The following is a 24,710-nucleotide window of genomic DNA, read 5'->3' as shown; positions in this document are numbered from 1 at the left end:
GCAGTAATGGGGGGCTGTCAACCAGCCCCCCTCATGATCATGGCCACTGCTCTGCCTATTGCTTGATCAGCTTGGCGTAATAGAAGCCATCCATCTCGGCTTCCCCTGGCAGGAACTGGCGGCCCGGACAATCTGGTGTGTCCTGCGCGTGCAGTGGCACCAGGGTTGCATCCGGCGTGGCGGCCAGGAAGGCGCGGATCTGTTCGCGGTTCTCTTCCGGCAGCACTGAGCAGGTAGCGTAGAGCAGAGTACCGCCGCTTTTCAGTTTCGACCAGAGGGCGATCAGAATACGGCGCTGCAACTCGGCCAGCTCGCGGATGTCCTGATCCCGACGCAACCACTTGATATCGGGGTGACGACGGATGACACCGGTGGCGGAGCAGGGGGCGTCCAGCAGGATGCGGTCGAACTGGCCTTCTGGCCACCACAGCTCAGGGGTGCTGGCATCGCCATGGATCACCCGGGCCTGGAGGCCGATACGATCCAGGTTCTCCTGCACCCGCTTGAGGCGGTTCTCGTCGGCATCCACGGCCACTACACCAGCCAGTGCGGGTTGACGCTCAAGCAGGTGAGCCGTCTTGCCACCGGGAGCGGCGCAGGCATCCAGCACCCACTCGCCCGGCTGCGGATCGAGCAGTCGGGCGGCCTGTTGGGCAGCGCCATCCTGCACCGAGCAGTCACCTGTCTCGAAACCGGGCAGCTTGGTCACGTCGCAGGGGCGTTCCAGCAGAATGCAATCTTCGCCCTCCTGACCGGCAACCGCATTGATGCCGACCTCGGCCATGCGAGCCAGCATCTGCTCGCGGCCCTGGCGCTGGCTATTGTTGCGGATCCACATGGGGGGGCGCTGATTATTGGCCTCCATGATGAATTCCCAATCTTCGGGATAGGCCTGACGCAGGCGCTTGGTGAGCCACTCAGGGTGACCGAGGCGAATGCTGGGGACACGGTCGATGCGCAGCAATATGACTTCGGCGCTGCGCTGGAAGTTGCGCAACACGCCGTTGATGAGGCCGCGCAAGGAGGTACCCTTGAGCAGCTTGACGGCGTTGACTGTCTCGGCCACAGCGGCGTGAGCCGGAATGCGTGTATAGATGAGCTGATAGAGACCGACCAGGATCAGATAGTGGAAGATGCGGCTCTTGTTCTTGAGCGGTTTGTCCATCATCTCGCCCACCGCAGCGTCGAGGCGGGGCAGCCAGCGCAGGGTGCCATAGCAGAGTTCTTGCAGGAGGGCGCGATCGCGGGGCGCAACCTTCTCCTGGGCAGCAGGCAGAACAGCGGAAAGGGATTGACCCTGATCCAGCACCTGTTGAATAACGAGAGCGGCCTGTGCACGTGTTTTCATAGTGTTACCTTAGATGCGCAAGTCGGGGCCTGGGCCCCGCTTGTTTCAATTCAATTGCGTGCCGGGTTTAAACCAGTCGCGGCGAGAGTTGAGCAGATCCGAAACGGACATGGCCTTCTTGCCGGGTGGTTGCAGGGTCAGCAGGCGCAGGACACCCAGGCCGGTAGCGATGTCGATCCCCTGCTTGTCGGCCTTGAGCAGGGTGCCGGTAGGTTGGCCATGGTCGCTGCTGATGACCTCGGCCTGCCACACCTTGATAGTTTGTCCCGCCACCTCAAACCAGCTGATGGGCCAGGGATTGAAGGCGCGGATGCAGCGCTCTATGGCGACGGCTTCCATCGACCAGTCGATGCGGGCCTCCTCTTTGGAGAGCTTCTCGGCATAGTTGGCCAGCGCATCGTCTTGCGCCTCGGCTGCGGTTTCACCGGCGGCCATGGCATTGAGAGTCTCGACCAGTGCCTGCGGGCCCAGCTCGGCCAGCTTGTCATACAGGCTGGTGGAGGTTTCGTCGGCGGCGATGGGACAGGTCACTTTTCTGATCATGGCGCCAGTATCCAGCCCGACATCCATCTGCATTATGGTCACGCCGGTTTCGGTATCACCCGCCCAGATGGAGCGCTGGATCGGGGCTGCACCGCGCCAGCGCGGCAGCAGAGAGCCATGCACGTTGATACAGCCCAGACGCGGGGTATCGAGCACCACCTTGGGCAGGATCAAGCCGTAGGCCACTACCACCATCAAGTCGGCGTCCAGAGACGCCAGCTCGGCTTGCGCCTCTTCCTTGCGCAGAGAAGCTGGTTGGTAAACCGGCAGATTGTGGGTCAGAGCCAGCTCCTTGACCGGGCTGGCGGTGAGCTTCTGACCACGGCCAGCAGGCTTGTCCGGCTGGGTATAAACGGCAACGACCTCGTGGTCGGAAGACAACAACGCCGCCAGGTGACGGGCGGCGAAGTCGGGAGTACCGGCAAAAATCAGTTTCAGCTTATTCAATGGGGCAGATCCTCAGAGGGCTTTGCGATCTTCACGGGCCATCTTTTCCAGCTTCTGGCGAATGCGCTGGCGCTTGAGCGGAGACAAGTAATCCACAAACAGCTTGCCGATCAGATGATCCATCTCATGCTGTATGCAGATAGCGAGCAGATCGTCCGCTTCCAGCTCGAACGGCTGGCCGTTGCGATCCAGCGCACGTACCTTGACCCACTCGGCGCGTGGCACCAGAGCTCTGTGGTCGGGCACCGAGAGGCAGCCCTCTTCGATGCCTGTGCTGCCCGCTTGCTCGAGGATCTCGGGGTTGATCAATACCAGAGGATCTTCACGGTTCTCGGAGACATCGATCACTATGATGCGCTGATGAATGTCGACCTGAGTGGCGGCCAGGCCTATGCCTTCCTCCGCGTACATGGTTTCGAACATATCATCTACAATGTGTTGTAACTCGGGTGTAAAGGTCTCGACAGGGGCTGCAACTGTGCGCAGACGTTCATCGGGAAAACGCAATACATCTAGAATGGCCATAGTTTTTTCTTTAGTTTCGTATAAATGCAGTCAATATTGGCGTAATTCTAGTCATTTACGCCGACAAAAAACAGCAACACTTTGCGCGCAGAAGTAACAGGGAGTGTTATGTATCTGAAGCAAACCATCCTCGCTTGCCTGCTGGCCACTCTGAGCCAGGCTGCCATGGCCGACCAGTTGACACTGAAAGCGGGTTATCCCGAGCGCTATGTCGTGCAAAAGGGTGACACCCTCTGGGATATTTCAGGCCGGTATCTGGCTCAACCCTGGCTCTGGCCCCGTCTCTGGAACATCAATCCCCAGATTGCCAACCCGCACTGGATCTATCCCGGTGACGTGCTGCATCTGAGCTGGGTCAATGGCGAGCCTCGCCTCGGCAAAGCGATGCAGGGGGGCAAGCCGGTGGTTCACCTCTCTCCCAAGAGCCGTTACGAGAACAAGGCCAATCCGATCCCGACGTTGCCGCTCAGCGAGATAGGTCCCTTCCTGCGTACCGACCATATCCTGGCCGACAGCCAGCAGGCGAAACAGCTGCCTTATGTGCTCGGCAACGATGAGGCGCATATCGGCATGCTGGAGGGAGATACCCTGTATGTACAGGGATCGCTGACCCCGGGTCAGGACTACGGCATCTACCACCCGGGGAGCTTGTACAAGGACAAGGAGACAGGTGAGTTGCTGGGGCAGGAAGCTGTGTTTGTCGGCACTGCCAGAGCAGAGGAGCGGCTGGCGAATGATCGCACCCGAGTCACGCTCAGCCACAGCCAGCGGGAGGTATACCAGGGAGACAAGCTGATGCCCTTCCCGCCGCAAGAGAGTCTCTTCGCCGTATTCACTCCTAAAGCCGCGCCCGTTATTTCGCCGGGTTACATCATAGATCTGCCGAGCAAGGCTCGTGGTGGCGGCAAGTTTGACGTTGTGCTCATCAATAAGGGGCTGCGCGATCAGGTTTCCCCCGGCGATGTACTGGAGGTGCGGCGACCTGGCGCCCAGCTGGTGAGCAAGAACGGCAAGGTATCTTACAAAGAGTACTCTTCCGTCTATGACAAGGCGTTCTATTCTGCCGGCAAGCCCTCCCTGCCGTCGGAGGCGGTGGCGCGCGTCATGCTGTTCAAGGTGTACGACAAGCTGAGCTACGGCCTCATCATGCAGAGCCAGGGCATGGTCAGCTCCGGCTATCAGGTCAGTAACTTCTAACGTGCCATTTCCATCCGGGCGGCTTTCACTGTGGCTGACGCTGGATGCCGTTACTGGCATAGGCCCGGTCACTGCCTCACGCCTGCTTGCCCGCTTCGATGGTGACATAAAAGCCCTGTTTGAGTGCGATGATGGCGGTTTGCGGGCGCTGGGTCTGCACTCGTCCCAGATACAGCAGCTCAGATGGCCGCTGCCGGTGGTAGAGCTGGGGCTGAACTGGGCTGCTATGCCCGGCAATCACCTGATTTGTCCCGATGATCCCACCTATCCCGACCTGCTGAAAGAGATCCCTGCTGCCCCCTTGCTGCTCTATTGTCGCGGAAATGTCGCAGCCTTGTCGTTGCCGCAATTGGCTATGGTAGGGACGCGGCATCCCACCTATGCCGGCAAGGACAATGCCGCGCGTTTGTGTAGCGAGCTGGTAGGGTGTGGACTGGCGATTACCTCGGGGCTGGCGCTCGGCATAGATGGTGTCTGCCATCAGCGGGCGCTTGCTGCGGGCGGTATCACGCTTGCGGTGTTGGGCTCCGGCCTGGATTGTCTCTATCCCAAGCGTCATCAGGGGCTGGCTGGCCAGATCCTGGAGAGCGGCGGCTTGCTCATCTCAGAGTTGGCGCCGGACAAGGGGCCGCTGGCCGAACATTTTCCCCGTCGCAACCGCATCATCAGTGGCCTGTCGCTGGGTACACTGGTGGTGGAGGCTGCCGAGCAGAGCGGGTCGCTCATCACGGCGCGTTACGCACTGGAACAGGGGCGCGAAGTGTTTGCCGTGCCGGGAGCGCCACAAAATGGGCAGGCGCTGGGTTGCAATAAATTAATCCAGCAGGGGGCCAAACTTGTGTTGAGTGCGGCCGATATAGTGGAAGAGCTTCCCGGATTGGTCAGTCTGGTGCGCAAAGAGGCTGGATTGCTTGAGCAAGAGCATAATAGCGAATTGCCTTATGCCGATTTGTTGGATAACGTAGATTATGAGACCACGAGCGTGGATACCGTCGCCGAACGGTCCCAGCTTCCTGTCGAAGTGGTATTGGGCAGGTTGGTAGAGCTGGAACTGGCAGGCGCAGTGATAGCGGTAGCCGGTGGATACGTCAGAGCGAGGAGGGCGAATCATGTTTGATGTACTGATGTACCTTTTCGAGACCTACATCCACAGCGATGCAGATGTGATGGTCGAACAAAATGAACTCACCGACGAACTGAGCCGGGCCGGTTTCGACAAGGACGAGATCGAGAAGGCGCTCAACTGGCTGGAAAGGCTGGCCAATCTGCATGATAGCGAGCGGGAGGTGTATGTCGCCGCCAGCGCGCAAGGCTCGATGCGTATCTATGCCCCGCAGGAGCTGGCCCGCCTTGGTACCGAGTGCCGCGGTTTCCTGCTCTTTCTGGAACAAGCCCAGGTGCTGAATGCCGAAACCCGCGAAATCTGTATCGAGCGACTGCTCGAGCTGGATAAACCGGATATCGAGCTGGATGACCTGAAGTGGGTTGTCATGATGGTGCTGTTCAATGTGCCGGGCAGTGAAAATGCCTACCAGCAGATGGAAGAGTTGGTGTTTGATGAGTCCGATGGCGTCATTCACTGACAGTCTGGTGTCGCGCTGGTAGAATTCAGGCCATCTGAATTTCAAGGCGCGGCACATGTCCAAAATCGATCATCATCTCTTTTCTGCTCACGAGCATGGGTTCGAGCGAGAGCCGTGCCCGCAGTGTGGTGCCGAGCTGGTGATCCGCCAAGGCAAGCATGGCCCTTTTCTTGGCTGCTCCGCCTACCCATCCTGTGATTACATCCGTTCTCTGACACCGTCCGGTCGTGACATCGAGAAAGTGCTTGAGGGGTCAGCTTGCCCGGATTGTGGCCAGCCGCTGGCAATCAAGAAGGGTCGTTACGGCTTGTTTGTAGGGTGTACCCAGTATCCGGCCTGTCAGCATATTGAGTCTCTGCAGGAGAGCGATGATACCCAGATCCTCTGCCCCGAGTGTGGCAAGGGTCATCTGGTGAGCCGTACCTCCCGTTACGGCAAGCAGTTTTACTCCTGTGATGGGTATCCCCATTGTAAATATGTGGTGAATGACAAGCCGATCCCCATGCCTTGTCCCGAATGTGGCTGGGGCATCATGGTGGAGAAAAAAGTGAGGGGAAATCTGAAGTGGATCTGTCCGCAAAAGAAATGCGGCCATCACAGTGAGCAGGTATAATCCCGCCGCCGTAACCAAATTGAAACGTTTTCGGCGCACTTCAACCCCCCACTTGGAGTAAGGAAATTCCCACCATGAATAAACCTTTTGTTGCCGTATTGATGGGCTCTGACTCTGATTTTCCCGTGATGCAATCCACCCTTGAGATCCTCAAGTCGTTTGATATCGCAGTGGAAGTGAAAGTAACCTCTGCGCACCGTACTCCGGCTGCGACCCATCAGTATGTGACCGATGCCGAGTCCCGTGGTTGCAAGGTCTTTATCTGTGCTGCCGGTTTGGCGGCTCACCTGGCGGGTGCCGTTGCCGGCATCACCACCCGTCCCGTGATTGGGGTGCCCATCGATGGTGGTCCGCTCAAGGGACTGGATGCACTGCTCTCCACCGTGCAGATGCCGGGTGGCGTGCCGGTGGCAACCGTGGCGATCGGCAAGGCCGGTGCCAAGAACGCAGGTTACCTGGCAGCCCAGATGCTGGCGGTGGCTGATGATGAACTGGCAGCCAAGGTTCGGGCCGAACGCCAAAAGAATGCCGAAGAGGTGATGGCCAAGGATGCCGCCTTGCAGGCTCAACTCAAGTAAGTGATGAGGTGACAGCCCGCTGTATATGGTGCGGTTGTCGCCTTGCAGGCTTAACTCAACCAAGTAGTGAGGTGGCAGCCAGGCTGCCGCATTTTTCCTATGTCTACTGAATTTGAACAAGCGGTTGCCGCCCTTCACGGCGAAGGGGTGATCGCGTATGCAACCGAGGCCGTGTTTGGTCTGGGTTGTGATCCCGACTCCGAAGTGGCGGTGCAGCGATTGTTGGCCATCAAACAGCGTCCGGTAGAGAAGGGGTTGATCCTGATTGCTGCCGACGTGGCGCAATTGCAGGATTACATCGATCTGAGCCAGCTTAGCGGTGAACAACTGGCTCGGGTTGAAGCCAGCTGGCCCGGTCCTTTTACCTGGATCATGCCCGCTCGCGCCACGACACCCACCTGGCTAACCGGCCAGTTTGATACGCTGGCTGTGCGAGTCACCGCACACCCACAGGTGCAGGCCTTGTGCCGCGCCTTCGGCAAGCCCCTGGTTTCCACCAGTGCCAATCTGACCGGTGAAGAGCCCGCCCGTCGGGTCGCCGATATCGGTGAGCTGCTGGCAAGCAAGCTTGCCTATATCCTGCCCGGTGAAGTGGGTGGGCAAGCTAACCCATCCGAGATCAAGGACGCCCGTACCGGCGCCGTCATTCGTCCCTCCTGAGCGGACAGACTCTTTTTGCAGTAATGCCGATGGGCGTGGAGCTCATGGCGTGACATCACAATAAAATGGACAGGGCGTTCAAGATCCTGCCTGACTGGAGACAAGATGAGCAAACCGGATGTGGCCCAGGTCAAGGCCTTCCTGTTGCAGTTGCAGGACGAAATCTGCCGAAGCCTGGAGCAGGCCGACGGCGTTGGGCGCTTTGTTGAGGATGCCTGGGCCCGTGAGGGCGGTGGCGGTGGTCGAACCCGCGTAATGCGCCACGGCGACATGATTGAGCAGGGTGGGGTCAACTTTTCCCATGTCTATGGTGATGCCATGCCAGCCTCGGCGACGGCTCATAGGCCCGAGCTGGCCGGTCGCAAGTTTGAGGCCATGGGGGTGTCGCTGGTGATCCATCCGCACAATCCCTATGTGCCGACCAGCCATGCCAATGTCCGTTTTTTCATTGCCGAGAAAGAGGGCGAGGAGCCCATCTGGTGGTTCGGTGGTGGTTTCGATTTGACGCCGTTTTATCCCTTTGCCGAGGATGTGCAGCACTGGCATCGAGTGTCACGCGATCTCTGCCAACCCTTTGGCGAAGATATTTACCCCGAGTTCAAATCCTGGTGCGATCGCTACTTCTTCCTCAAGCATCGCAACGAGACTCGGGGGGTGGGTGGCCTCTTCTTCGACGACCTGAATCGTTGGCCCTTTGCTGACTGCTTCGCCTTTATGCAGGCGGTAGGCCGGGGTTATCTTGATGCCTATCTGCCGATCATCGAGCGACGCAAGGCGCAGCCCTATGGTGAGCGGGAGCGGGAGTTTCAGCTCTATCGCCGCGGTCGTTATGTCGAGTTCAATCTGGTGTACGACCGGGGCACCCTGTTCGGGTTGCAGACGGGCGGACGCACCGAGTCGATCCTGATGTCGATGCCACCGCTGGCACGCTGGGAGTATGACTGGCAGCCGGAAGCAGGCAGCACGGAGGCCTTGCTCTACACTGACTACCTCACGCCGCGAGAGTGGCTGTGACCCGGGGGCCATGGCGGCCCCTCTTTATTGGCTGATATTCGGCTTGTTCCTGAGTGCGAAAACCCGTTAAATCGGAATATTGCCCTCTGATGGAACTCTTTGATGGATCGTTATCTGGTTTTTGGCCACCCGGTGCGCCACAGCAAGTCCCCCTTCATTCATACCCTGTTTGCCAGACAAACTCAGCAAGAGCTGGAGTATGGTCTGGCTGAACCTGCCGTCGATGAGTTTGCTATGACCCTGCAGGCTTTCTTTGCGCAAGGAGGCAAGGGGTGCAATGTCACTGTGCCGTTCAAGGAGCAGGCGTTTGCGTTGGTTGACAGTTTGAGCCCCCGAGCCAAACGGGCGGGTGCCGTCAACACCATCAAGCTGACCGATGACGGTGTACTGCTGGGAGACAATACCGATGGTGCTGGTCTGGTGGCGGACCTGAAGTCTCATGGTGTGACTCTGGCCGGGAGCCGGATCTTGCTGCTGGGTGCCGGGGGAGCCGCCCGTGGTGCTTTGGCTCCGCTGCTGGCCGAGCATCCGACAGAACTGGTGATTGCCAACCGCACCCACGCCAAGGCGGAGCAACTGGCGGCCGAGTTTCATGATCTGGGGGTGGTGACGGCTCTGACCTACGAGCAACTGGGGGGGACGTTTGATCTCATCATCAACTCCACCTCCGCCAGCCTGCAAGGGGATCTGCCGCCCCTCTCCCCTGCACTGATCCACGCGGATATTGCCATCTACGACATGATGTATGGATCCATGGATACCCCTTTTATCAGCTGGGCCAAACAGTACGGTGCCCGTCAGGCCATGGATGGGCTGGGTATGCTGGTTGAACAGGCGGCGGAGGCATTCACAGTGTGGCGAGGAATCCGCCCAGGAACTAAACAGGTATTGAGAGAGCTGAAACGAAATCTGGGGACTCTATGAATCAAGGCATCCTGTTTCCCGAACTGGCGGCCTGGCAGCCGGACGAACAGAGGATACATTTTCCAGCCCAGCAGATGGGGGCATTGATCAATTGTTACATCAGTCGTCGGCGCCTGGAAAAAATGACCGGACTCTCCCTCGTCAAGGAGGAGGACATACTGCGTGCTTTCGAGAGCGTTCGTTTTGACATTGAAGATATTGCTGAGAAACTCATTGAAGAACAAGAATTTGCAGAGGATGGAGCCATCTACCTCTGAGCGTTACAAGTTTTTTCTCAAAGCGGCGGAACTTGTGAGAAATACCGCTGACTAACTAGATAGTTGAGGAAGTGCTAGCTAGTCACCTTTATAACTCCCCGGTATTCGTACTGGGGATTTTTTTATCTACATGAAAAGTAAGTGATTTTTACCAAGCCTTCTTTCGTGAAACTTAATTACATAAATTACTTTCACTTTTTGCTGCTTTGCTATACAGTTAGCGACGTAGGGTACAGAGGTAAGATGTTCTATCTTTCAGACCTTTTATTTCACGTAATTGAATGTGGCTGAATAGCTGCCCCGATGAGTATTCGTCGGGGTGTTTTTTTATGCGCCACGGTTAGAGTAAATGCTTTAGTTTTGGCAAGTATTTGCTAGAATGAAAGGGCTTCTTGAGGAAAACCAGTCGCCTTTGTTCTCAAGATTTAGCTTCTTCCCAATTTTTGAACTGATTGTTTCAGGCCGGTACTGCACCAGTGGTACTGGCTTCATTTTTATCCCTTCTTTATCCCTTCTTTATCCCTTCCATACCTCGAAGTGTAATTAAATTTCATTTTGGTACTTCTTGCGTGATGTGTTTGCCGTTTGATAGCAAAAACATGAAACCGTTATCATGTGGATATGAAGTTAATTATTAATTGAAATTAACTTCATATCCTATTGATTGATAATGATTTTACTAGGATTGCTAGAAGGGCATATCGGTGGGGATTGAGCGTTGGCAGGAAGCAGTTGAACTGAAAGTCTTTCAATCAGCGGAGGGTCAGCTCCGCTAATTGCAAGAGAGAAGCAGCAGGAAGATGGAGGAATGTATTATTCCTCAACCTGCTCTTGCTCATCGTTATCGGCAATTTCATCAGCACCCGCCAAGTACCAGCCAGACAGAGTCTGGGCCAATTTTTCCACCCCTATGTTGTTAAGGGAGGAGAAGGCTTCCACCTGGATCTGCGGGCCTAGGTCGGCAATGGCCTGGCGTACCTTGATGACCTGATTGTTGCGGGGACCAGGGCTCAACTTGTCAGCCTTGGTCAGCAGCAGCATGACCGGCAATTCACGGTGTGAGCTCCACTCCAGCATGTTCATGTCGGTATCTTTGAGCGGGTGGCGGATGTCCATCAGGATCACCAGGCCTTTCAATGACTCGCGGCACTGCAGGTACTCTGCCAGTGACTTTTGCCACTTGAGCTTCATTTCCAGCGGAACTTGCGCATAACCATAGCCTGGCAAATCGACCAGACGCTTGCCCGGCTCCAGTTCAAAAAGGTTGATCAACTGGGTGCGACCCGGTGTTTTACTGGTGCGAGCCAGGTTCTTGTGTTTCGTTAAGGTGTTCAATGCAGATGACTTACCGGCATTGGAACGGCCGGCAAACGCAATCTCGACACCCCCATCATTTGGCAGGTGGCGGATGTCGGGTGCGCTGGTCACAAAATGCACCTTATTGAAATTCAGAGTTTGTGTATCCAACGTAAATTCCCCATAGAGATAGAGGGTTATAGAGTTACTTTTTTGTGAAATCGTGTAAAATGACGTCGCTTAAACGCGTTTATTTTAACATGCCTTCAGCGGCATGGGATCTGGAAGCCTAATAACGAGAAGTTGGAACGCCATGAAGAACCTAGTCATTACTCTTGCTCTGATGGTTGGCGTAACGGGGATGGCACAAGCCAAGGGCGATGCCGCTGCGGGACAATCCAAGGCTGCCGTGTGTGCGGCTTGTCATGGACCGGACGGAAACAGCCTTGTTGATATGTATCCCAAGATTGCTGGTCAGCACGCATCATATATCAAAAAGCAATTAGTTGAACTGAAGGCTGCAGCTTCTGGCCAAATTGGTCGAGTCGCACCTATCATGGGGCCTATGGCTCTCCCCTTGTCTGAACAGGACATGGAAGACCTTGCTGCCTACTTCTCCAGCCAGAAGGTAACACCGATAGCGGTGCCTGATGATGCTGTAGCAGCGGGTAAAGCGCTCTATATGGGGGGGGACATGAGCCGTGGTCTGGCTGCCTGCACTGCCTGTCATGGTCCGCGTGGGTCAGGTATAGAACAGGCGAAATATCCAAGTCTGTCCGGCCAGCACCCTGCCTATATCAAGGCTCAGCTCACCGCCTTTCGTGCGGCTGCCCGTGATAATGATCCGAATGGCATGATGCAGGATGTTGCCAAGAAGCTGACTGATCAGGACATCGAAGCGCTTTCCAAATATGTGGCCGGTTTGCACTGATCATGTCTGATGATGTACCCCATTGATATGAACGAGGAGCCACTGGCTCCTCGTTTCTTTTTGACCTTTAACTCCATTTGGCCAGTTTTTCTCGCATTGCTGTAAGAGATCCCCCATTCATCGGCCTGGCCAAGGCTTAAACATTTTTCAAATTATGTTTAATAATTCATTAATTTCAATATGTTAAATAAGAGTGATAGGTTTATCTCCGTTTGAAAACGTTATCGGTGGATTGAGCCGCTTTATTAAGTTGATACAGTGGATATATGGAGCGGCCCACAGGGCCATTCACGACCGGGATGTTGTGAAGACAGGATGTCGATTTGGCGGGATGCCACAGAACCACGCAAATGACAGGCAAAGGATTGAAATACCAGGATGGTGACTGCTCAGGAAGAGCCGGGCTGCGGGATGCAACCACCCCAGAGTGATGACCGGATGTCGTCCCCATGGGTCAAAGCAAGCACACGCACATTCAGGATCGACCAATTAAGGTCAGGATGACCACATACAAAGATATGATGCGCAGAGGTATCACCACGGACAGGGTGATTTGCAGCCAGGGATGGGACTCGCATAAACATATCAAGGCAGCTTCGGCTGCCTTTTTTCTTTTGGGTCATTAACCCGATTAGCCATTCTGTGTCAAAATACCAGCAACATGCCCAGAGGATACCGATCCTGCGGTGTTCAGAGGCCTGCAATGGCCGGATTGGTGCGGGATCCCACTCTTGTTTCTAATCCACTGTTCCCCGTGTCTGTATCTTCCCCGGATGATTCTCATCCCGGGTGCGGGCTTCAATCCAGTTATTTGTCGGAGTCAGTCATTCATGTCGGCTAAACAACCCAATCGCAAGCCAACCGGTAAGCGCAAAGAATCAGATGCCAGTGCCCTGGACGGCCGTGAGCGCAAACGCGCTGCCAAGCGTAAGGGCTTGAAGGCGGGTTCCCGCCAGCAGGCAGAGCAATCCAGCAAGAACAACAATGGCAAGCAGGCCAAGGATCCGCGTATCGGTTCCCGCAAGCCGGTCGCCTTGATCGTAGACGAGAAGGGTGCCAAGCCAGTTGCGCCCAAGCCTGCGAAAGAGAAGAAGCTGGTGATGACGCCGGAGCAGGAGCTGGCTGCCATCGAGAATGATGATCGCCTGAATGACCTGCTGGATCGCCTCGATGCTGGCGAGACCCTGGAAGCGACCGAGCAGGCCTGGGTTGACCAGCGTGTCGATCGTTATCAGGAATTGATGGATGAGCTTGGCATCATAGACAACGATGATGACGAAGAAGACGACGGCTCATTCGACGATGCCAGTTATGAGGCACCGACCCAGCCCGCCTCCGAAGAGGAGCTGTGGGATCGTTTCACTCAGGTCGACTATCAGCCTGAGCCCAAGCCAGAGCCGAAGAAAAAGTGATGAGTGGATGGATGCTGGCCGCCTCGTTGGGCGGCCTGATTTTGCTGGGGCTGGCGGTGTATGCCGGTACCCTGCTGGCTCGTCTCAAGCGCCAGCGCGATATGCAGCAGCAGGCCATAGCTGCGCGCAATGAACGCATTCTCGACAGCGTACGGGTGATCGCCCATGCGGTGCGGGATGGTCAGTGCGACTATTCCGAAGGTGCCATTCGGCTGACCAATTTGCTGGATGCCTTGCAGATCAAGGAAGGGCGCGTTTTTGCCAGCGAATTTCCGGGTCTGTACAGTCTCTATGAGAAGGTGAAAGAGATGCCGACTCATGAGGCGAGACGTGCCCTCAAGCGCAATGAAGTGATGAAGATGGATCTCGAACGCAGTGGCTATGAGGCCGAGCTGGAGGCACAGATCCTCAAGGATGTGGCCCAACTGAAGGATTTTCAGTTAAGCCGCTGAGCCCTGGATAACAAAAAAGAGGAAGCAAGCGTGCAAGCAGAACAGATTGTGTGGGATCAGGCCCTGATCGAAAAATATAACTACAGCGGCCCGCGCTACACTTCCTATCCCACCGCGCTGGAGTTCAACGAAAGCTTCGGCTATCCGGACCTGGTCCGCGCCGCAGGCCAGTACCCGGCGCGCAACCTGTCGCTTTACGTACACATCCCCTTCTGTCACAAGCTCTGCTATTACTGCGGCTGCAACAAGGTGATCACACGTCACCAGCACAAGGCCGATCAATACCTCGACTACCTCGAACAGGAGATCAAGGCGCAGGCCCCTCTGTTCAAGCATCGGCTGGTGACCCAGCTGCATTGGGGTGGTGGTACGCCTACCTATCTGAACGAAGCCCAGACCCGTCGCCTGATGGCCATGTTGCGCGAGCACTTCCAGTTTGCGGAGGAAGGGGAAATCAGCATAGAGGTGGACCCGCGTGAAATCGAACTCACCATGCTGGATGTGCTGCGAGAGGTGGGGTTCAACCGCATCAGTCTCGGCGTGCAGGACTTCAACAAGGCGGTCCAGGTTGCGGTCAACCGCGAGCAGGATAACGACTTCATCCGCGCCATGCTGGAGCGCGCCCGCGCACTGGGTTTTCGCTCCACCAATCTCGATCTTATTTACGGCCTGCCACACCAGAACAGGGAGAGCTTCCACCACACCCTGGAGGAAGTGCTCAAGACGGATCCGGCCCGCCTCTCCATATTCAACTACGCTCATCTGCCGAGCCGCTTTGCCGCCCAGCACAAGCTGAAAGAGGAAGACATGCCGGCCCCGAGGGAGAAGCTGGCCATGTTGCAAGACACCATCGCCTTCCTCACCGGTCAGGGCTACCAGTTCATCGGCATGGATCACTTCGCCAAACCTGATGACGAGCTGGCAGTGGCGCAGCGTGAAGGCAAGTTGCACCGCAACTTCCAGGGCTACACCACCCAGGGAGATTGTGATCTGCTTGGATTGGGGGTCTCCTCCATCAGCATGATTGGCGATGCCTATTCCCAGAACCAAAAAGAGCTCAAAGCTTACTACGCCCAGGTTGAAGAGCTGGGGCATGCCCAGTGGAAGGGGTGCTCCCTCAATCAGGACGACTTGATCCGCCGCGAGGTGATCAAACGTCTCATCTGCGATTTCAGCCTGAACTTCGCCGCCGTCGAGCAGGCTTATGGTCTGGTCTTCAAGGCGTATTTTGCCGATGATCTCAAGCTGTTGCAGACCTTTATCGACGACGGTCTGGTGCGCATGACCGACGATGGGCTGGAAGTGGTCTCCACCGGTCAGCTGCTCATTCGCAATATCTGCATGTGTTTCGATGTCTACCTGCGCAACAAGGCGCGCCAGCAGCAGTTCTCCCGGGTGATCTGAACAGGCAGCCCTGCACTGAAGATAAAAAAACCGCCTTTCTGAAGTGAACCCCGAAAGTTGGACACCCAACGAGTAGGGGTTTTCGTTTATATGGGAAAGCAAAAATACTCGACCGACTTTAAACGTCAGGTTGTTCTCCATTATCTCAACGGCCATGACGGTGCCAAAAAAACGGCAGCACTGTTTGGCGTCGATCATGGCGCCGTTCGTCGCTGGACCGAGCACTGGAAAGCCAGTGGCGACCATGGCTTGACCATCACAACCAAAGCCTATTGCGCACCATTCAAACTGAAGGTGCTGCTTTGGATGAAGGAAAATAACGCTTCTTCTCGCAAGGCAGCCGCAACGTTCAAGGTCGCCGCGGCCTGCACCGTCAGCCGGTGGGCGCGTCTTTATCGTGAAGGCGGTATCATGGCCCTTCGTGATAAACGCAGAGAACGCGCCATGACTTCAGGGAAGACGCCACCCGGCAAACCGCTCACCGCCCCCTATCCCACGTTCCACAGTGCCGAGGAAGAACTCGAATACCTGCGTGCGGAGAACGCCTATCTAAAAAAACTGCATGCCTTGGCTCGGGAAAAGCAGCAGAAAAAGCAAACGTCATTTCCGGGCTAAGGCAGGACCATAAGCTGGCCATTCTGCTGCATATCGCAGGGTTGCCACGCAGCACCTTCTATTGGCAGGTGAAATCGGGTACCAGAACAGTGACCTATGAGCATGAAGCGCAACGGGTCAAGGCGCTGTTTCATCACCACAAGGGGCGCTATGGTTATCGGCGGATCACCCTGGCGTTGCGCAATGAGGGGTACCCTCTCAACCATAAAACCGTGCGTAAGCTCATGCGAAAACAGGACCTTGCCTCCAACCTGCGCCGTAAGAGATATCGCTCGTACAAGGGGACATACGGCCATATCGCACCGAACCTCTTGCAGCGCGATTTTCACGCCGATGCCCCTAACCAGAAATGGGTCACCGATGTGACGGAGTTCACTCTCAAAGGGCAGAAGCTGTATCTGTCGCCCGTGTTGGACTTGTATAACAGCGAGGTCATCGCCTGGCACATGGCAACGCACCAAGGAATGCTGTTGGTGGACAAGATGCTGGATGAAGCCCTGGCGACATTACAGCCAGGAGATGCGCCGGTGCTGCACTCGGATCAAGGTTGGCAATATCAGATGGCGAGCTATCAAGCGAGGCTATCGTCAAGGGACGTGAAGCAAAGCATGTCACGCAAGGGGAACTGCCTGGACAATGCGGTGGTAGAGAACTTTTTCGGGCTGCTGAAGAGCGAATGCTGGTTTAACGAAGAGTACGAAGATACAGAGAAATTGAAGCATGCAGTAGATGAATACATCCACTACTACAACCATGAACGGATCAAAGTAAAACTAAACGGCCTGAGCCCGGTACAGTACCGAACTCAGACCATGTCATCCGCCAGCTAACGTGTCCAATAAATGGGGTTCACTTCATTTTCGGCGGTTTTTTTATGGGGTAAGCAAACGGTTCAAGGTTTAGCGGCGGGCGGCGCGGGCGCTCAGCTCGGCTTTCTCGCCATCGCTCAGGAAGGCGAGGGTCAAACCGTTTTGCTGGGCGGTGCGGATCTCGCTGGCGGTCATGCCGGCGGCCGGGGCAGCCACGTCATATTCGTGGGGCAGGTCTATCCCTTCGACCGCAGGATCGTCGGTGTTGAGACAGGCCAGCACACCGGCAGCCAGGAACTGGCGGATTGGGTGCTCGGTCAGGTTCACGACCGTGGTGGTCTGTATGTTGGAGGTGAGGCAGGATTCGATGCCGATGCGGTGCTCCGCCAGATAGGCCATCAGGGCAGGATCCGCAATCGCCTTGACGCCGTGGCCGATGCGCTCGGCGCCGAGATCGCGAATGGCTTGCCACATGCTTTCGGGGCCCGCCGCTTCGCCTGCGTGTACTGTGACGCGCATGCCCGCATCACGGACCTTGCGAAAATGCTCGGTGAACAGCTCGCCCGGGAAGCCCAGTTCGTCACCGGCCAGATCGACGGCAACCAGTTTGTCGCGATGGGCCAGACAGGCGTCCAGCTCCTTGCGGCACTGTTCGGTGCCGAAGGTGCGGCTCATGATGCCGATGAGGTTGGTCTTGATGCCGAAGTCGCGGCTGCCAGCTGCAACGCCGTCAATGATGGCTTCCACCACACCTTGTGGATGCAGTTTGTGGGTCATGGCCATGTAGGCGGGACTGAAGCGCAGCTCGGCATAGTCGATACCGGCACGCAGCAGATCCTCCACGTTCTCGTAAGCAACACGGCGGCAGGCATCGTAATCGGCCAGCACGGCCACGCCCCAGTCCAGTTTCTTCAGGAAGGCGACCAGACTCGGCTCATTCTCGACGATCTGCACGTGGGGGCGCAGTGCTTCCAGCTCAAAGGCTGGCAACTGGATATTGTGCTGACGGCCCAGCTCGAGGATGGTCTGCGCGCGGATATTACCGTCCAGATGGCGGTGCAGGTCGGTCAGGGGGAGAGATCTGTCAATCATGATGGCGCCTTCTTCGAGTCGGGTTTGAAAGCCTGCCATTCTAGGCAGGGCTCTCAAAAAAGATACCCCGTTTGAAATCAAACGGGGTCTTATTGGTCAGGGATTTGCCAAGGCGTGATGGGAATCGTTTTTCCAGAGGGCTCAGGAGAGGTCGAGCTCCTTGAGCTTGCGAGTCAGGGTGTTGCGACCCCAGCCAAGCAGGCGGGCAGCCTCCTGTTTGTGGCCATGGGTGTGATCCAGTGCCGTCTCCAGCATGATCCGCTCAAATTGGGGCAGGGCATCGGCCAGGATGTCGGTCTCCCCCAGTGCCAGCTTACTGGCGACCCAGTCCTGCAACTGCTGCTGCCAGCAGCCGGGCAGGGCAGGTTGGCCGGGCTCGGCCGTGTTGGTGATGGGGGTCAGCAGTTCGGCGGGTAGATCCCCTACCAGCACCTCCTGGCCCGAGGCCATGACCGTCAGCCAGCGGCAGACGTTCTCCAGCTGGCGCACGTTGCCCGGCCAGGCGAGACGGCTGATGTAGGCCTGGGTATCCGGGTGCAGGCTCTTGGCCTCCACGTTCAGCTCCTTGGCGGCGCGCAGCAGGAAGTGCTGGGCCAGTTGAGGTATATCCTCGCGGCGCTCCTTGAGGGCCGGAATATGAATGCGGATGACGTTGAGGCGGTGGAACAGATCTTCCCGGAATTCACCGTCTGCCACCCGTTTCTCCAGATTCTGGTGGGTAGCGGCGATGATCCGCACATCTACCTGCACCGGCTGATGACCGCCGACCCGGTAGAACTGGCCATCGGCCAGCACCCGCAGCAGGCGGGTCTGCACATCCAGCGGCATGTCGCCGATTTCATCGAGAAACAGGGTACCGCCATCGGCCTGCTCGAAGCGACCGTGGCGAATGTTGTTGGCACCGGTAAAGGCCCCTTTTTCATGACCGAACAGCTCGGATTCGATGAGATCTTTCGGGATGGCGGCCATGTTGAGGGCGATGAAGTTCTTGTGGGCGCGCGGGCTGTGCTTGTGCAGCGCGTGGGCGACCAGCTCCTTGCCGGTACCGCTCTGACCGTTGATCAGCACGGAGATGCTGGAGCGCGACAGCCGGCCGATGGCGCGAAACACTTCCTGCATGGCCGGCGCTTCGCCGATGATTTCAGGTGTGGTGGCCGTCTCCTGCTGGCGTGCCTTGCGCTTGGTGCGCTGTTCTTTCAGGTGATTCTCGGCACGGCGCACCAGGGTGACCGCCTCGTCGATGTCGAACGGCTTGGGCAGGTACTCGAAGGCGCCCCGCTGATAGGCGTTGACCGCGCTGTCCAGATCCGAGTGGGCCGTCATTATGATGATGGGCAGATCGGCTTGGCGGCGGTGGATCTGCTCCAGCAGGCTGAGGCCATCAATGCCGGGCATACGGATATCGGAGAGGATCACATCGGGCGAACGTATCTCCAGCGAGCTCAGCAGAGCCTCGCCATCGGCAAAACTCTCGCACTCGAAGCCTTCACTGCCGAGGGTGCGTTCCAGTACCCAGCGGATAGAACTGTCGTCATCAACGATCCACACTTTTGCTGTCATGACGTTCCCTTATTTGCGAAGCGGTAGAAAAATGGTGAATTCGGTGTGGCCAGGCCAGCTGATGCAGTCGATGCGCCCCTTGTGCTGATCAATCAGGTTCTGGGCGATGGAGAGGCCGAGGCCGGTTCCCCCCTCCTTGCCGGTGATCATGGGGTAGAAGAGGGTGTCGCGGATGGCATCGGGAATGCCTGGGCCGTTGTCGATGATCTTGATCTCGGCCGCCAGCCGGTAGCGCTGACCGTGGATGGTGATCTGGAAGGCGGTGCGGGTTTTGATGCGAATCAGTCCCGTCTGTTCACCTATGGCTTCGGCTGCATTGCGCACCATGTTGAGAAAGGCTTGCTGCAGCTGGTCCGGCTCCATCTCGAACTCGGGAATGCTGGGATCGTAATCCCGCTCTATGCGCACAGTGGGTGGCAGCTCCAGCTCCACCAGACGGCGCACCTGCTCCAGCACGGAGTGGACATTGTGCATCTGGTGGCGACCCGGACGCTGGGGACCGAGCAGGCGATCGACCAGCACCCTCAGCCGGTCGGCCTGCTCTATGATGATGCCCGTGTATTCGCGCAGCGCCGGGTCCGGCAGCTCTTTTTGCAGCAATTGGGCCGCGCCGCGCAGGCCACCCAGCGGGTTCTTGATCTCGTGGGCCAGCCCGCGCACCAATTCCTTGGCCGCCTGTTGCTGGGCATGTTGTTGCAGCTCCTGGCTGATCTTCTTCTGCTGATCAATTTTGCGCAGCTCCACCACCATCAGCCGCTGCTCATGGTCGGCGAGCGGGCTCACGCTCATCTCCACCAGCCTGGGTTCACCTTCTACCACCAGGGTCACTTCGCTGTCGGTGAAGCCCTGCCCAGAGGTGAGGCATTGCTTGAGGCGCTGCAAATCGAGAGAGATATGTTCCAGCAAGTGGGGCAGCTCGATCCCGATCAGCCGACGCTGGCTGAGGGAGAGCAGTTGTTCGGCAGCCGGGTTGACGAACTGGATGCAGAGCCGCTCATCCATCAGGATGACGGCGGTCAGCAAGTTATCGAGCAGTATCTTGGCTTGATCCGGGCGGGTTGGCACAGGTTTCTCCCTAAAACGGTGCTATACACCAGTAATGCACCAACGTGGTGCATTTAGTCTACCCGTATCGATGCACAGGATCACCCCTTGTTGGGGAGCGGAGTCACTTTAGGTGCCGGATTGATACTGGCTCGGTGCAGGTAGAAGGTGACTACCCTTGATTTAGCAAGGATCGTACCGTCTTTGGCGAGTAGTTCGAGTTGTGCCTCGTGTGCGCCGCGATCAAGGTTTTCGACCCGAATAGCCAGGCCGTTGCTGACGATGGGGGCCGCCTTGCCATCCAGGGTCAGGCGCACGTCGTACTGGGTCGGCGGTTTGGGGCTTATCTGCCCCTGGAATACCACATTGCCCGTGTTGTCGCGCAGTGTGCTGCCCTGTTCTGGGGAGAGCATTTCGATTGCCAGCTTGGCGGCGTCCTCCTCTTTCTTGGCATCAACACCAGTCAGGCTGTTGAAGTTGTCCACCTGCACCGAGCGGGGGGCACCACCAATGAGAGGGGCAACACGCAGATCCACTTCTTTGGCCTGCTGGCCGGGAGGGGGGGCATCCGTGTAGTGAACGACGCCCTTGCTGTCTGTCCAGGAGTAGATCTTGGTGGCTTGAGCGACGGTGCTCGTCAACAGCAAAAGTCCCAGAGCCCATAGGGGGCATGCGTTTTTCATCCATCTCTCCTTGACGGGATTTTGCTTAATCCTATCAGAGAAAAAACCCGCCTGTTGGCGGGTTTGGTCAAGTTCCGAGCTGTGGTCCGGATTAAACGGAGTAGTACAGTTCAAACTCCAGCGGGTGCGGGGTCATGCGCACACGGTCAACATCGTGCTGTTTCAGTTCCAGGTAGGAATTGATGAAGTCATCACTGAACACGCCGCCGCGGGTCAGGAACTCGCGATCGCTGTCCAGTGCGGCCAGTGCTTCGTCCAGAGAGCCGGCAACAGTCGGCACTTCTGCAGCTTCTTCCGGCGGCAGGTCATACAAGTTCTTGTCCATGGCATCGCCCGGATGGATCTTGTTGATGATACCGTCCAGACCGGCCATCAGCTGAGCTGCAAAAGCCAGGTACGGGTTGGCTGCCGGATCCGGGAAACGTACTTCGATACGACGCGCTTTCGGGCTCGGTACTACCGGGATACGGATGGAAGCAGAGCGGTTGCGGGCGGAGTAAGCCAGCATGACAGGTGCTTCATAACCCGGAACCAGACGCTTGTAGGAGTTGGTGGTCGGGTTGGCGAAGGCGTTGATGGCCTTGGCGTGCTTGATGATACCGCCGATGTAGTGCAGTGCCATCTCGGACAGACCGCCGTACAGGTCGCCAGCGAACAGGTTGACACCGTTCTTGGCCAGGGACTGGTGGCAGTGCATGCCGGAGCCGTTGTCACCGAACATGGGTTTCGGCATGAAGGTGACAGTCTTGTTGTAAGCGTGGGCCACGTTATGGATCACGTACTTCAGAACCTGTACTTCGTCCGCTTTCAGGGTGAGGGTGTTGAAACGGGTCGCGATCTCGTTCTGACCGGCGGTCGCCACTTCATGGTGGTGCGCTTCAACGACCTGGCCCATCTCTTCCAGCACCAGACACATGGCAGCGCGGATGTCCTGGGAAGAGTCAACCGGTGCAACCGGGAAGTAGCCACCCTTGACGAAAGGACGGTGACCCTTGTTGCCATGCTCATAGGCGGTGCCGGAGTTCCAGGCGGCTTCTTCAGATTCGATTTTCACGAAGCTGTGGCCCATGGTGTTCGAGAAGGTAATGTTGTCGAACATGAAGAATTCTGGCTCAGGCCCGAACAGTACAGTGTCAGCGATGCCGCTGGACTTCAGGAACTCTTCGGCACGTTTGGCGATGGAGCGCGGGTCGCGGTCATAGCCTTGCATGGTGGCCGGTTCCAGAATGTCACAGACGATGTTCAGGGTGGTCTCTTCGGTGAACGGGTCCAGCTTGGCGGAGGCCGCATCCGGCATCAGCACCATGTCAGACTCGTTGATGCCCTTCCAGCCGCCGATGGAGGAGCCATCGAACATCTTGCCATCTTCGAAGAAATCTTCGTCAATCTGATGGGAAGGGATGGATACGTGCTGCTCTTTACCCTTGGTGTCGGTAAAGCGCAGGTCAACAAACTTGACTTCGTGTTCCTGGATCAGGGCCATTACATTCTGGGCTGACATGCTAAGTAACCTCCGGTGTTAAAACTCTTAGGGTGAATGCGTCATCACATTCACCTAAGCCAGTATCGTGCCAAGTTTGTGACAGCTTGATTTCAGGGCGTTTGCGGCTATAAGCCTGCCCCAAGACTTGCTGTCCCAGCGCGTTACGCCTCAAAGTAGTGCAACTGTGGATCGTTTTGGTGCACTAAAATGGTGCGCAGTATACGGTCAGCCCCCATCTAAACAGGCTTTGATCGGAAGGTCTATGATCCTGATCCCCTGTTATGCGTGATTGCACTGCAATTATGCTAGGCAGATCACAAAGGCGAGAGTACAATTAGCGCCCAATTTTACCCGGTGATTGAGGCGAGAATGTTAGAGAATTTACGCAATATTGCGATTATTGCGCACGTAGACCACGGCAAAACTACCCTGGTTGATAAGCTGCTGCAGCAGTCTGGAACCCTGGACCGTACCACTGATGGTCAAGAGCGTCTGATGGATTCCAACGACCTGGAAAAGGAACGTGGTATTACCATTCTCGCCAAGAACACCGCGATCCGCTGGAAAGACTACCGTATCAACATCGTTGATACCCCGGGTCACGCCGACTTCGGTGGTGAAGTAGAGCGCGTTATGTCCATGGTCGACTCAGTGCTGCTGCTGGTTGATGCTGTTGACGGCCCTATGCCGCAGACTCGTTTCGTGACCCAGAAGGCATTCGCCCAGGGTCTGAAGCCGATCGTGGTCATCAACAAGATCGACCGTCCGGGTGCTCGTCCTGACTGGGTTATGGATCAGGTATTCGACTTGTTTGACAACCTGGGTGCGACCGATGAGCAACTGGACTTCAAAGTTGTTTACGCTTCAGCACTGAACGGTTGGGCCACCATGGACCAGGGCGTTGAATCCGACAACATGGAACCCCTGTTCCAGGCGATCGTCGACAACGTCGAGCAGCCGAAGGGTGACCCTGCCGGTGCTTTCCAGATGCAGATCTCCCAGCTGGATTACAACTCCTACGTGGGTGTTATCGGCATCGGCCGCATCAGCCGTGGTCGCGTCAAGACCAACCAGCAAGTCACCGTCATCGGTGCCGATGGCAAGACCCGTACCGGCAAAGTCGGTCAGGTGCTTGGCTACCTGGGGCTGTCCCGTACCGAAGTTGTCGACGCGCAAGCGGGTGACATCATCGCCATCACAGGTCTGGGCGAGCTGAAAATCTCCGACACCATCTGTGACAACAGTGCTGTTCAAGCCCTGCCGCCGCTCTCCGTTGACGAGCCGACCGTGAACATGACCTTCCAGGTCAACACCTCACCGTTCGCCGGTAAAGAAGGCAAGTTCGTGACCTCCCGCAACATCATGGAGCGTCTGAACCAGGAGCTGGTCCACAACGTGGCCCTGCGTGTGGAAGAGACCGAAGATCCGGACAAATTCCGCGTATCCGGTCGTGGTGAACTGCACCTCTCCATCCTGATCGAAAACATGCGTCGTGAAGGTTACGAGCTGGCGGTATCCCGTCCGGAAGTTATCCTGCGCACCGTGGACGGCGTTCTGCACGAACCGTTTGAAACCGTGACTGTTGACGTGGAAGAGATCCACCAGGGTTCTGTGATGGAGCAACTCGGCCTGCGTAAGGGTGAGATGACCAACATGACCCCGGATGGCAAGGGCCGTGTCCGTCTTGACTTCATGATCCCGAGTCGTGGCCTGATCGGCTTCCAGACCGAGTTCCTGACCATGACGTCCGGTACCGGTCTGCTGTACCACACCTTCGACCATTACGGTCCGCACAAGGGTGGCAGCATCGGCGAGCGTCAGAATGGCGTGCTGATCTCCAACGCTACCGGCAAGGCGCTGACCTTCGCCCTGTTCGGTCTGCAAGACCGCGGTCGTCTGTTTATCGGTCACGCTACCGAAGTGTACGAAGGCCAGGTGATCGGTATTCACTCCCGCTCCAATGACCTGACTGTAAACTGCCTGAAGGGCAAGCAGCTGACCAACATGCGTGCCTCCGGTACCGACGAAGCCCAGGTGCTGACTCCGCCGATCCGCATGACCCTGGAACAGGCTCTCGAGTTCATCGATAACGATGAGTTGGTAGAGATCACTCCCAAGGCCATCCGTGTGCGCAAGAAACTGCTGACTGAAATGGATCGCAAGCGCGCCGGTCGTGCTTGATATCTGTTTATCGACAGACAGAGAGAGGCCTGCGGGCCTCTTTTTTTATGCCCCTTTGA

24 protein-coding genes are annotated in these 24,710 nt (G+C 56.9%); 15 read left to right on the top strand and 9 right to left on the bottom strand.

Annotation, left to right across the window (positions count from 1 at the left end; translation table 11 throughout):
• Window positions 1-55 precede the first annotated feature (55 nt).
• The 3 genes from rsmB to def are packed head-to-tail and all read right to left on the bottom strand — an operon-like array spanning window position 56 to window position 2,863.
• The gene (rsmB, locus tag GWQ27_RS13810) at window positions 56-1,348 is read right to left on the bottom strand and encodes a 16S rRNA (cytosine(967)-C(5))-methyltransferase RsmB (RefSeq protein WP_275907578.1); all 1,293 of its coding nucleotides are present in this window, start codon (window positions 1,346-1,348) and stop codon (window positions 56-58) included.
• A gap of 45 nt (window positions 1,349-1,393) precedes the next feature.
• The gene (gene fmt / locus GWQ27_RS13805) at window positions 1,394-2,338 is read right to left on the bottom strand and encodes a methionyl-tRNA formyltransferase (RefSeq protein WP_275907577.1); all 945 of its coding nucleotides are present in this window, start codon (window positions 2,336-2,338) and stop codon (window positions 1,394-1,396) included.
• A 12-nt stretch (window positions 2,339-2,350) separates the two neighbouring features.
• Window positions 2,351-2,863, bottom strand: coding sequence for a peptide deformylase (gene def / locus GWQ27_RS13800; RefSeq protein ID WP_005319924.1), 513 nt, complete (start codon window positions 2,861-2,863; stop codon window positions 2,351-2,353).
• 108 nt (window positions 2,864-2,971) lie between these two features.
• Here def and GWQ27_RS13795 point away from each other — a divergent pair, with 108 nt between their 5' ends.
• From GWQ27_RS13795 to GWQ27_RS13755, 9 genes are all read left to right on the top strand, one after another.
• Window positions 2,972-4,060, top strand: a complete 1,089-nt coding sequence (locus tag GWQ27_RS13795; protein WP_265422401.1) for a LysM peptidoglycan-binding domain-containing protein — start codon at window positions 2,972-2,974, stop codon at window positions 4,058-4,060.
• 1 nt (window position 4,061) lies between these two features.
• Window positions 4,062-5,177 (top strand): DNA-processing protein DprA, encoded by a 1,116-nt coding sequence (gene dprA, locus GWQ27_RS13790; protein ID WP_275907576.1) that lies wholly within the window; start codon window positions 4,062-4,064, stop codon window positions 5,175-5,177.
• Complete coding sequence (locus GWQ27_RS13785) at window positions 5,170-5,643, top strand: DUF494 family protein (RefSeq protein WP_005319913.1); 474 nt, start codon at window positions 5,170-5,172, stop codon at window positions 5,641-5,643. Before dprA ends, GWQ27_RS13785 begins: the two co-directional genes overlap by 8 nt.
• Before the next feature lie 55 nt (window positions 5,644-5,698).
• Complete coding sequence (locus GWQ27_RS13780; protein ID WP_275907575.1) at window positions 5,699-6,256, top strand: topoisomerase DNA-binding C4 zinc finger domain-containing protein; 558 nt, start codon at window positions 5,699-5,701, stop codon at window positions 6,254-6,256.
• Window positions 6,257-6,330: 74 nt separating this feature from the next.
• Window positions 6,331-6,834, top strand: coding sequence for a 5-(carboxyamino)imidazole ribonucleotide mutase (gene purE, locus GWQ27_RS13775; protein ID WP_005319907.1), 504 nt, complete (start codon window positions 6,331-6,333; stop codon window positions 6,832-6,834).
• Between the two features lie 99 nt (window positions 6,835-6,933).
• The gene (locus GWQ27_RS13770) at window positions 6,934-7,494 is read left to right on the top strand and encodes a Sua5/YciO/YrdC/YwlC family protein (protein ID WP_125609068.1); all 561 of its coding nucleotides are present in this window, start codon (window positions 6,934-6,936) and stop codon (window positions 7,492-7,494) included.
• 105 nt (window positions 7,495-7,599) lie between these two features.
• A complete protein-coding gene (hemF, locus tag GWQ27_RS13765) occupies window positions 7,600-8,508 on the top strand; it encodes an oxygen-dependent coproporphyrinogen oxidase (RefSeq protein ID WP_275907574.1) in 909 nt (302 codons plus the stop codon).
• Window positions 8,509-8,610: 102 nt separating this feature from the next.
• A complete protein-coding gene (aroE, locus tag GWQ27_RS13760; protein WP_275907573.1) occupies window positions 8,611-9,432 on the top strand; it encodes a shikimate dehydrogenase in 822 nt (273 codons plus the stop codon).
• On the top strand, window positions 9,429-9,689 hold the full coding sequence (locus GWQ27_RS13755; RefSeq protein WP_125600862.1) for a DUF1488 domain-containing protein: 261 nt from the start codon (window positions 9,429-9,431) through the stop codon (window positions 9,687-9,689). Before aroE ends, GWQ27_RS13755 begins: the two co-directional genes overlap by 4 nt.
• An 813-nt stretch (window positions 9,690-10,502) precedes the next feature.
• On the opposite strand, the gene yihA is transcribed toward GWQ27_RS13755, so the two are convergent.
• Complete coding sequence (gene yihA / locus GWQ27_RS13750) at window positions 10,503-11,156, bottom strand: ribosome biogenesis GTP-binding protein YihA/YsxC (RefSeq protein ID WP_275907572.1); 654 nt, start codon at window positions 11,154-11,156, stop codon at window positions 10,503-10,505.
• A 142-nt stretch (window positions 11,157-11,298) separates the two neighbouring features.
• On the opposite strand from yihA, the gene GWQ27_RS13745 reads away from it, so the two are divergent.
• The 5 genes from GWQ27_RS13745 to GWQ27_RS13725 all read left to right on the top strand — a co-directional run bounded on the left by GWQ27_RS13745 (window position 11,299) and on the right by GWQ27_RS13725 (window position 16,629).
• The gene (locus GWQ27_RS13745; RefSeq protein WP_021138654.1) at window positions 11,299-11,916 is read left to right on the top strand and encodes a c-type cytochrome; all 618 of its coding nucleotides are present in this window, start codon (window positions 11,299-11,301) and stop codon (window positions 11,914-11,916) included.
• An 830-nt stretch (window positions 11,917-12,746) separates the two neighbouring features.
• Window positions 12,747-13,328: a Der GTPase-activating protein YihI gene (yihI, locus tag GWQ27_RS13740; protein WP_005319890.1), complete on the top strand. Its 582-nt coding sequence runs from the start codon at window positions 12,747-12,749 to the stop codon at window positions 13,326-13,328.
• An 11-nt stretch (window positions 13,329-13,339) separates the two neighbouring features.
• Window positions 13,340-13,780, top strand: a complete 441-nt coding sequence (locus tag GWQ27_RS13735) for a DUF2489 domain-containing protein (protein WP_034523570.1) — start codon at window positions 13,340-13,342, stop codon at window positions 13,778-13,780.
• 30 nt (window positions 13,781-13,810) lie between these two features.
• The gene (gene hemN, locus GWQ27_RS13730; RefSeq protein WP_087756724.1) at window positions 13,811-15,184 is read left to right on the top strand and encodes an oxygen-independent coproporphyrinogen III oxidase; all 1,374 of its coding nucleotides are present in this window, start codon (window positions 13,811-13,813) and stop codon (window positions 15,182-15,184) included.
• Between the two features lie 90 nt (window positions 15,185-15,274).
• Window positions 15,275-16,629 (top strand): IS3 family transposase gene (locus tag GWQ27_RS13725; protein ID WP_275907571.1). Its coding sequence is split into 2 segments (ribosomal slippage): window positions 15,275-15,743 and window positions 15,743-16,629, totalling 1,356 coding nucleotides; the frame shifts between segments, so codons are not numbered across the junction.
• 69 nt (window positions 16,630-16,698) lie between these two features.
• Here the strand turns inward: GWQ27_RS13725 and add are convergent.
• The 5 genes from add to glnA form a co-directional block, all read right to left on the bottom strand.
• The gene (gene add, locus GWQ27_RS13720; protein WP_275907570.1) at window positions 16,699-17,700 is read right to left on the bottom strand and encodes an adenosine deaminase; all 1,002 of its coding nucleotides are present in this window, start codon (window positions 17,698-17,700) and stop codon (window positions 16,699-16,701) included.
• A gap of 141 nt (window positions 17,701-17,841) precedes the next feature.
• On the bottom strand, window positions 17,842-19,260 hold the full coding sequence (glnG, locus tag GWQ27_RS13715) for a nitrogen regulation protein NR(I) (protein WP_005319876.1): 1,419 nt from the start codon (window positions 19,258-19,260) through the stop codon (window positions 17,842-17,844).
• Window positions 19,261-19,269: 9 nt separating this feature from the next.
• Entirely contained in the window at window positions 19,270-20,325 is a 1,056-nt protein-coding gene (gene glnL / locus GWQ27_RS13710; protein ID WP_043136455.1) for a nitrogen regulation protein NR(II), read from the bottom strand.
• Window positions 20,326-20,405: 80 nt separating this feature from the next.
• A complete protein-coding gene (locus GWQ27_RS13705; RefSeq protein WP_275907569.1) occupies window positions 20,406-20,987 on the bottom strand; it encodes a DUF4124 domain-containing protein in 582 nt (193 codons plus the stop codon).
• Between the two features lie 91 nt (window positions 20,988-21,078).
• A complete protein-coding gene (gene glnA, locus GWQ27_RS13700; RefSeq protein WP_021138647.1) occupies window positions 21,079-22,488 on the bottom strand; it encodes a glutamate--ammonia ligase in 1,410 nt (469 codons plus the stop codon).
• A gap of 351 nt (window positions 22,489-22,839) precedes the next feature.
• Here glnA and typA point away from each other — a divergent pair, with 351 nt between their 5' ends.
• Window positions 22,840-24,651 carry a translational GTPase TypA gene (gene typA / locus GWQ27_RS13695; protein ID WP_005319864.1) on the top strand — a complete coding sequence of 604 codons (1,812 nt, stop codon included), beginning with the start codon at window positions 22,840-22,842 and terminating at the stop codon, window positions 24,649-24,651.
• Window positions 24,652-24,710 lie beyond the last annotated feature (59 nt).

This window comes from Aeromonas sp. 5HA1, assembly GCF_029237245.1.
Taxonomy (GTDB): Bacteria; Pseudomonadota; Gammaproteobacteria; order Enterobacterales; family Aeromonadaceae; genus Aeromonas; species Aeromonas salmonicida.
Note: the sequence above shows the minus strand (reverse complement) of the source record. Positions and strands in the feature narration are given on the sequence as shown.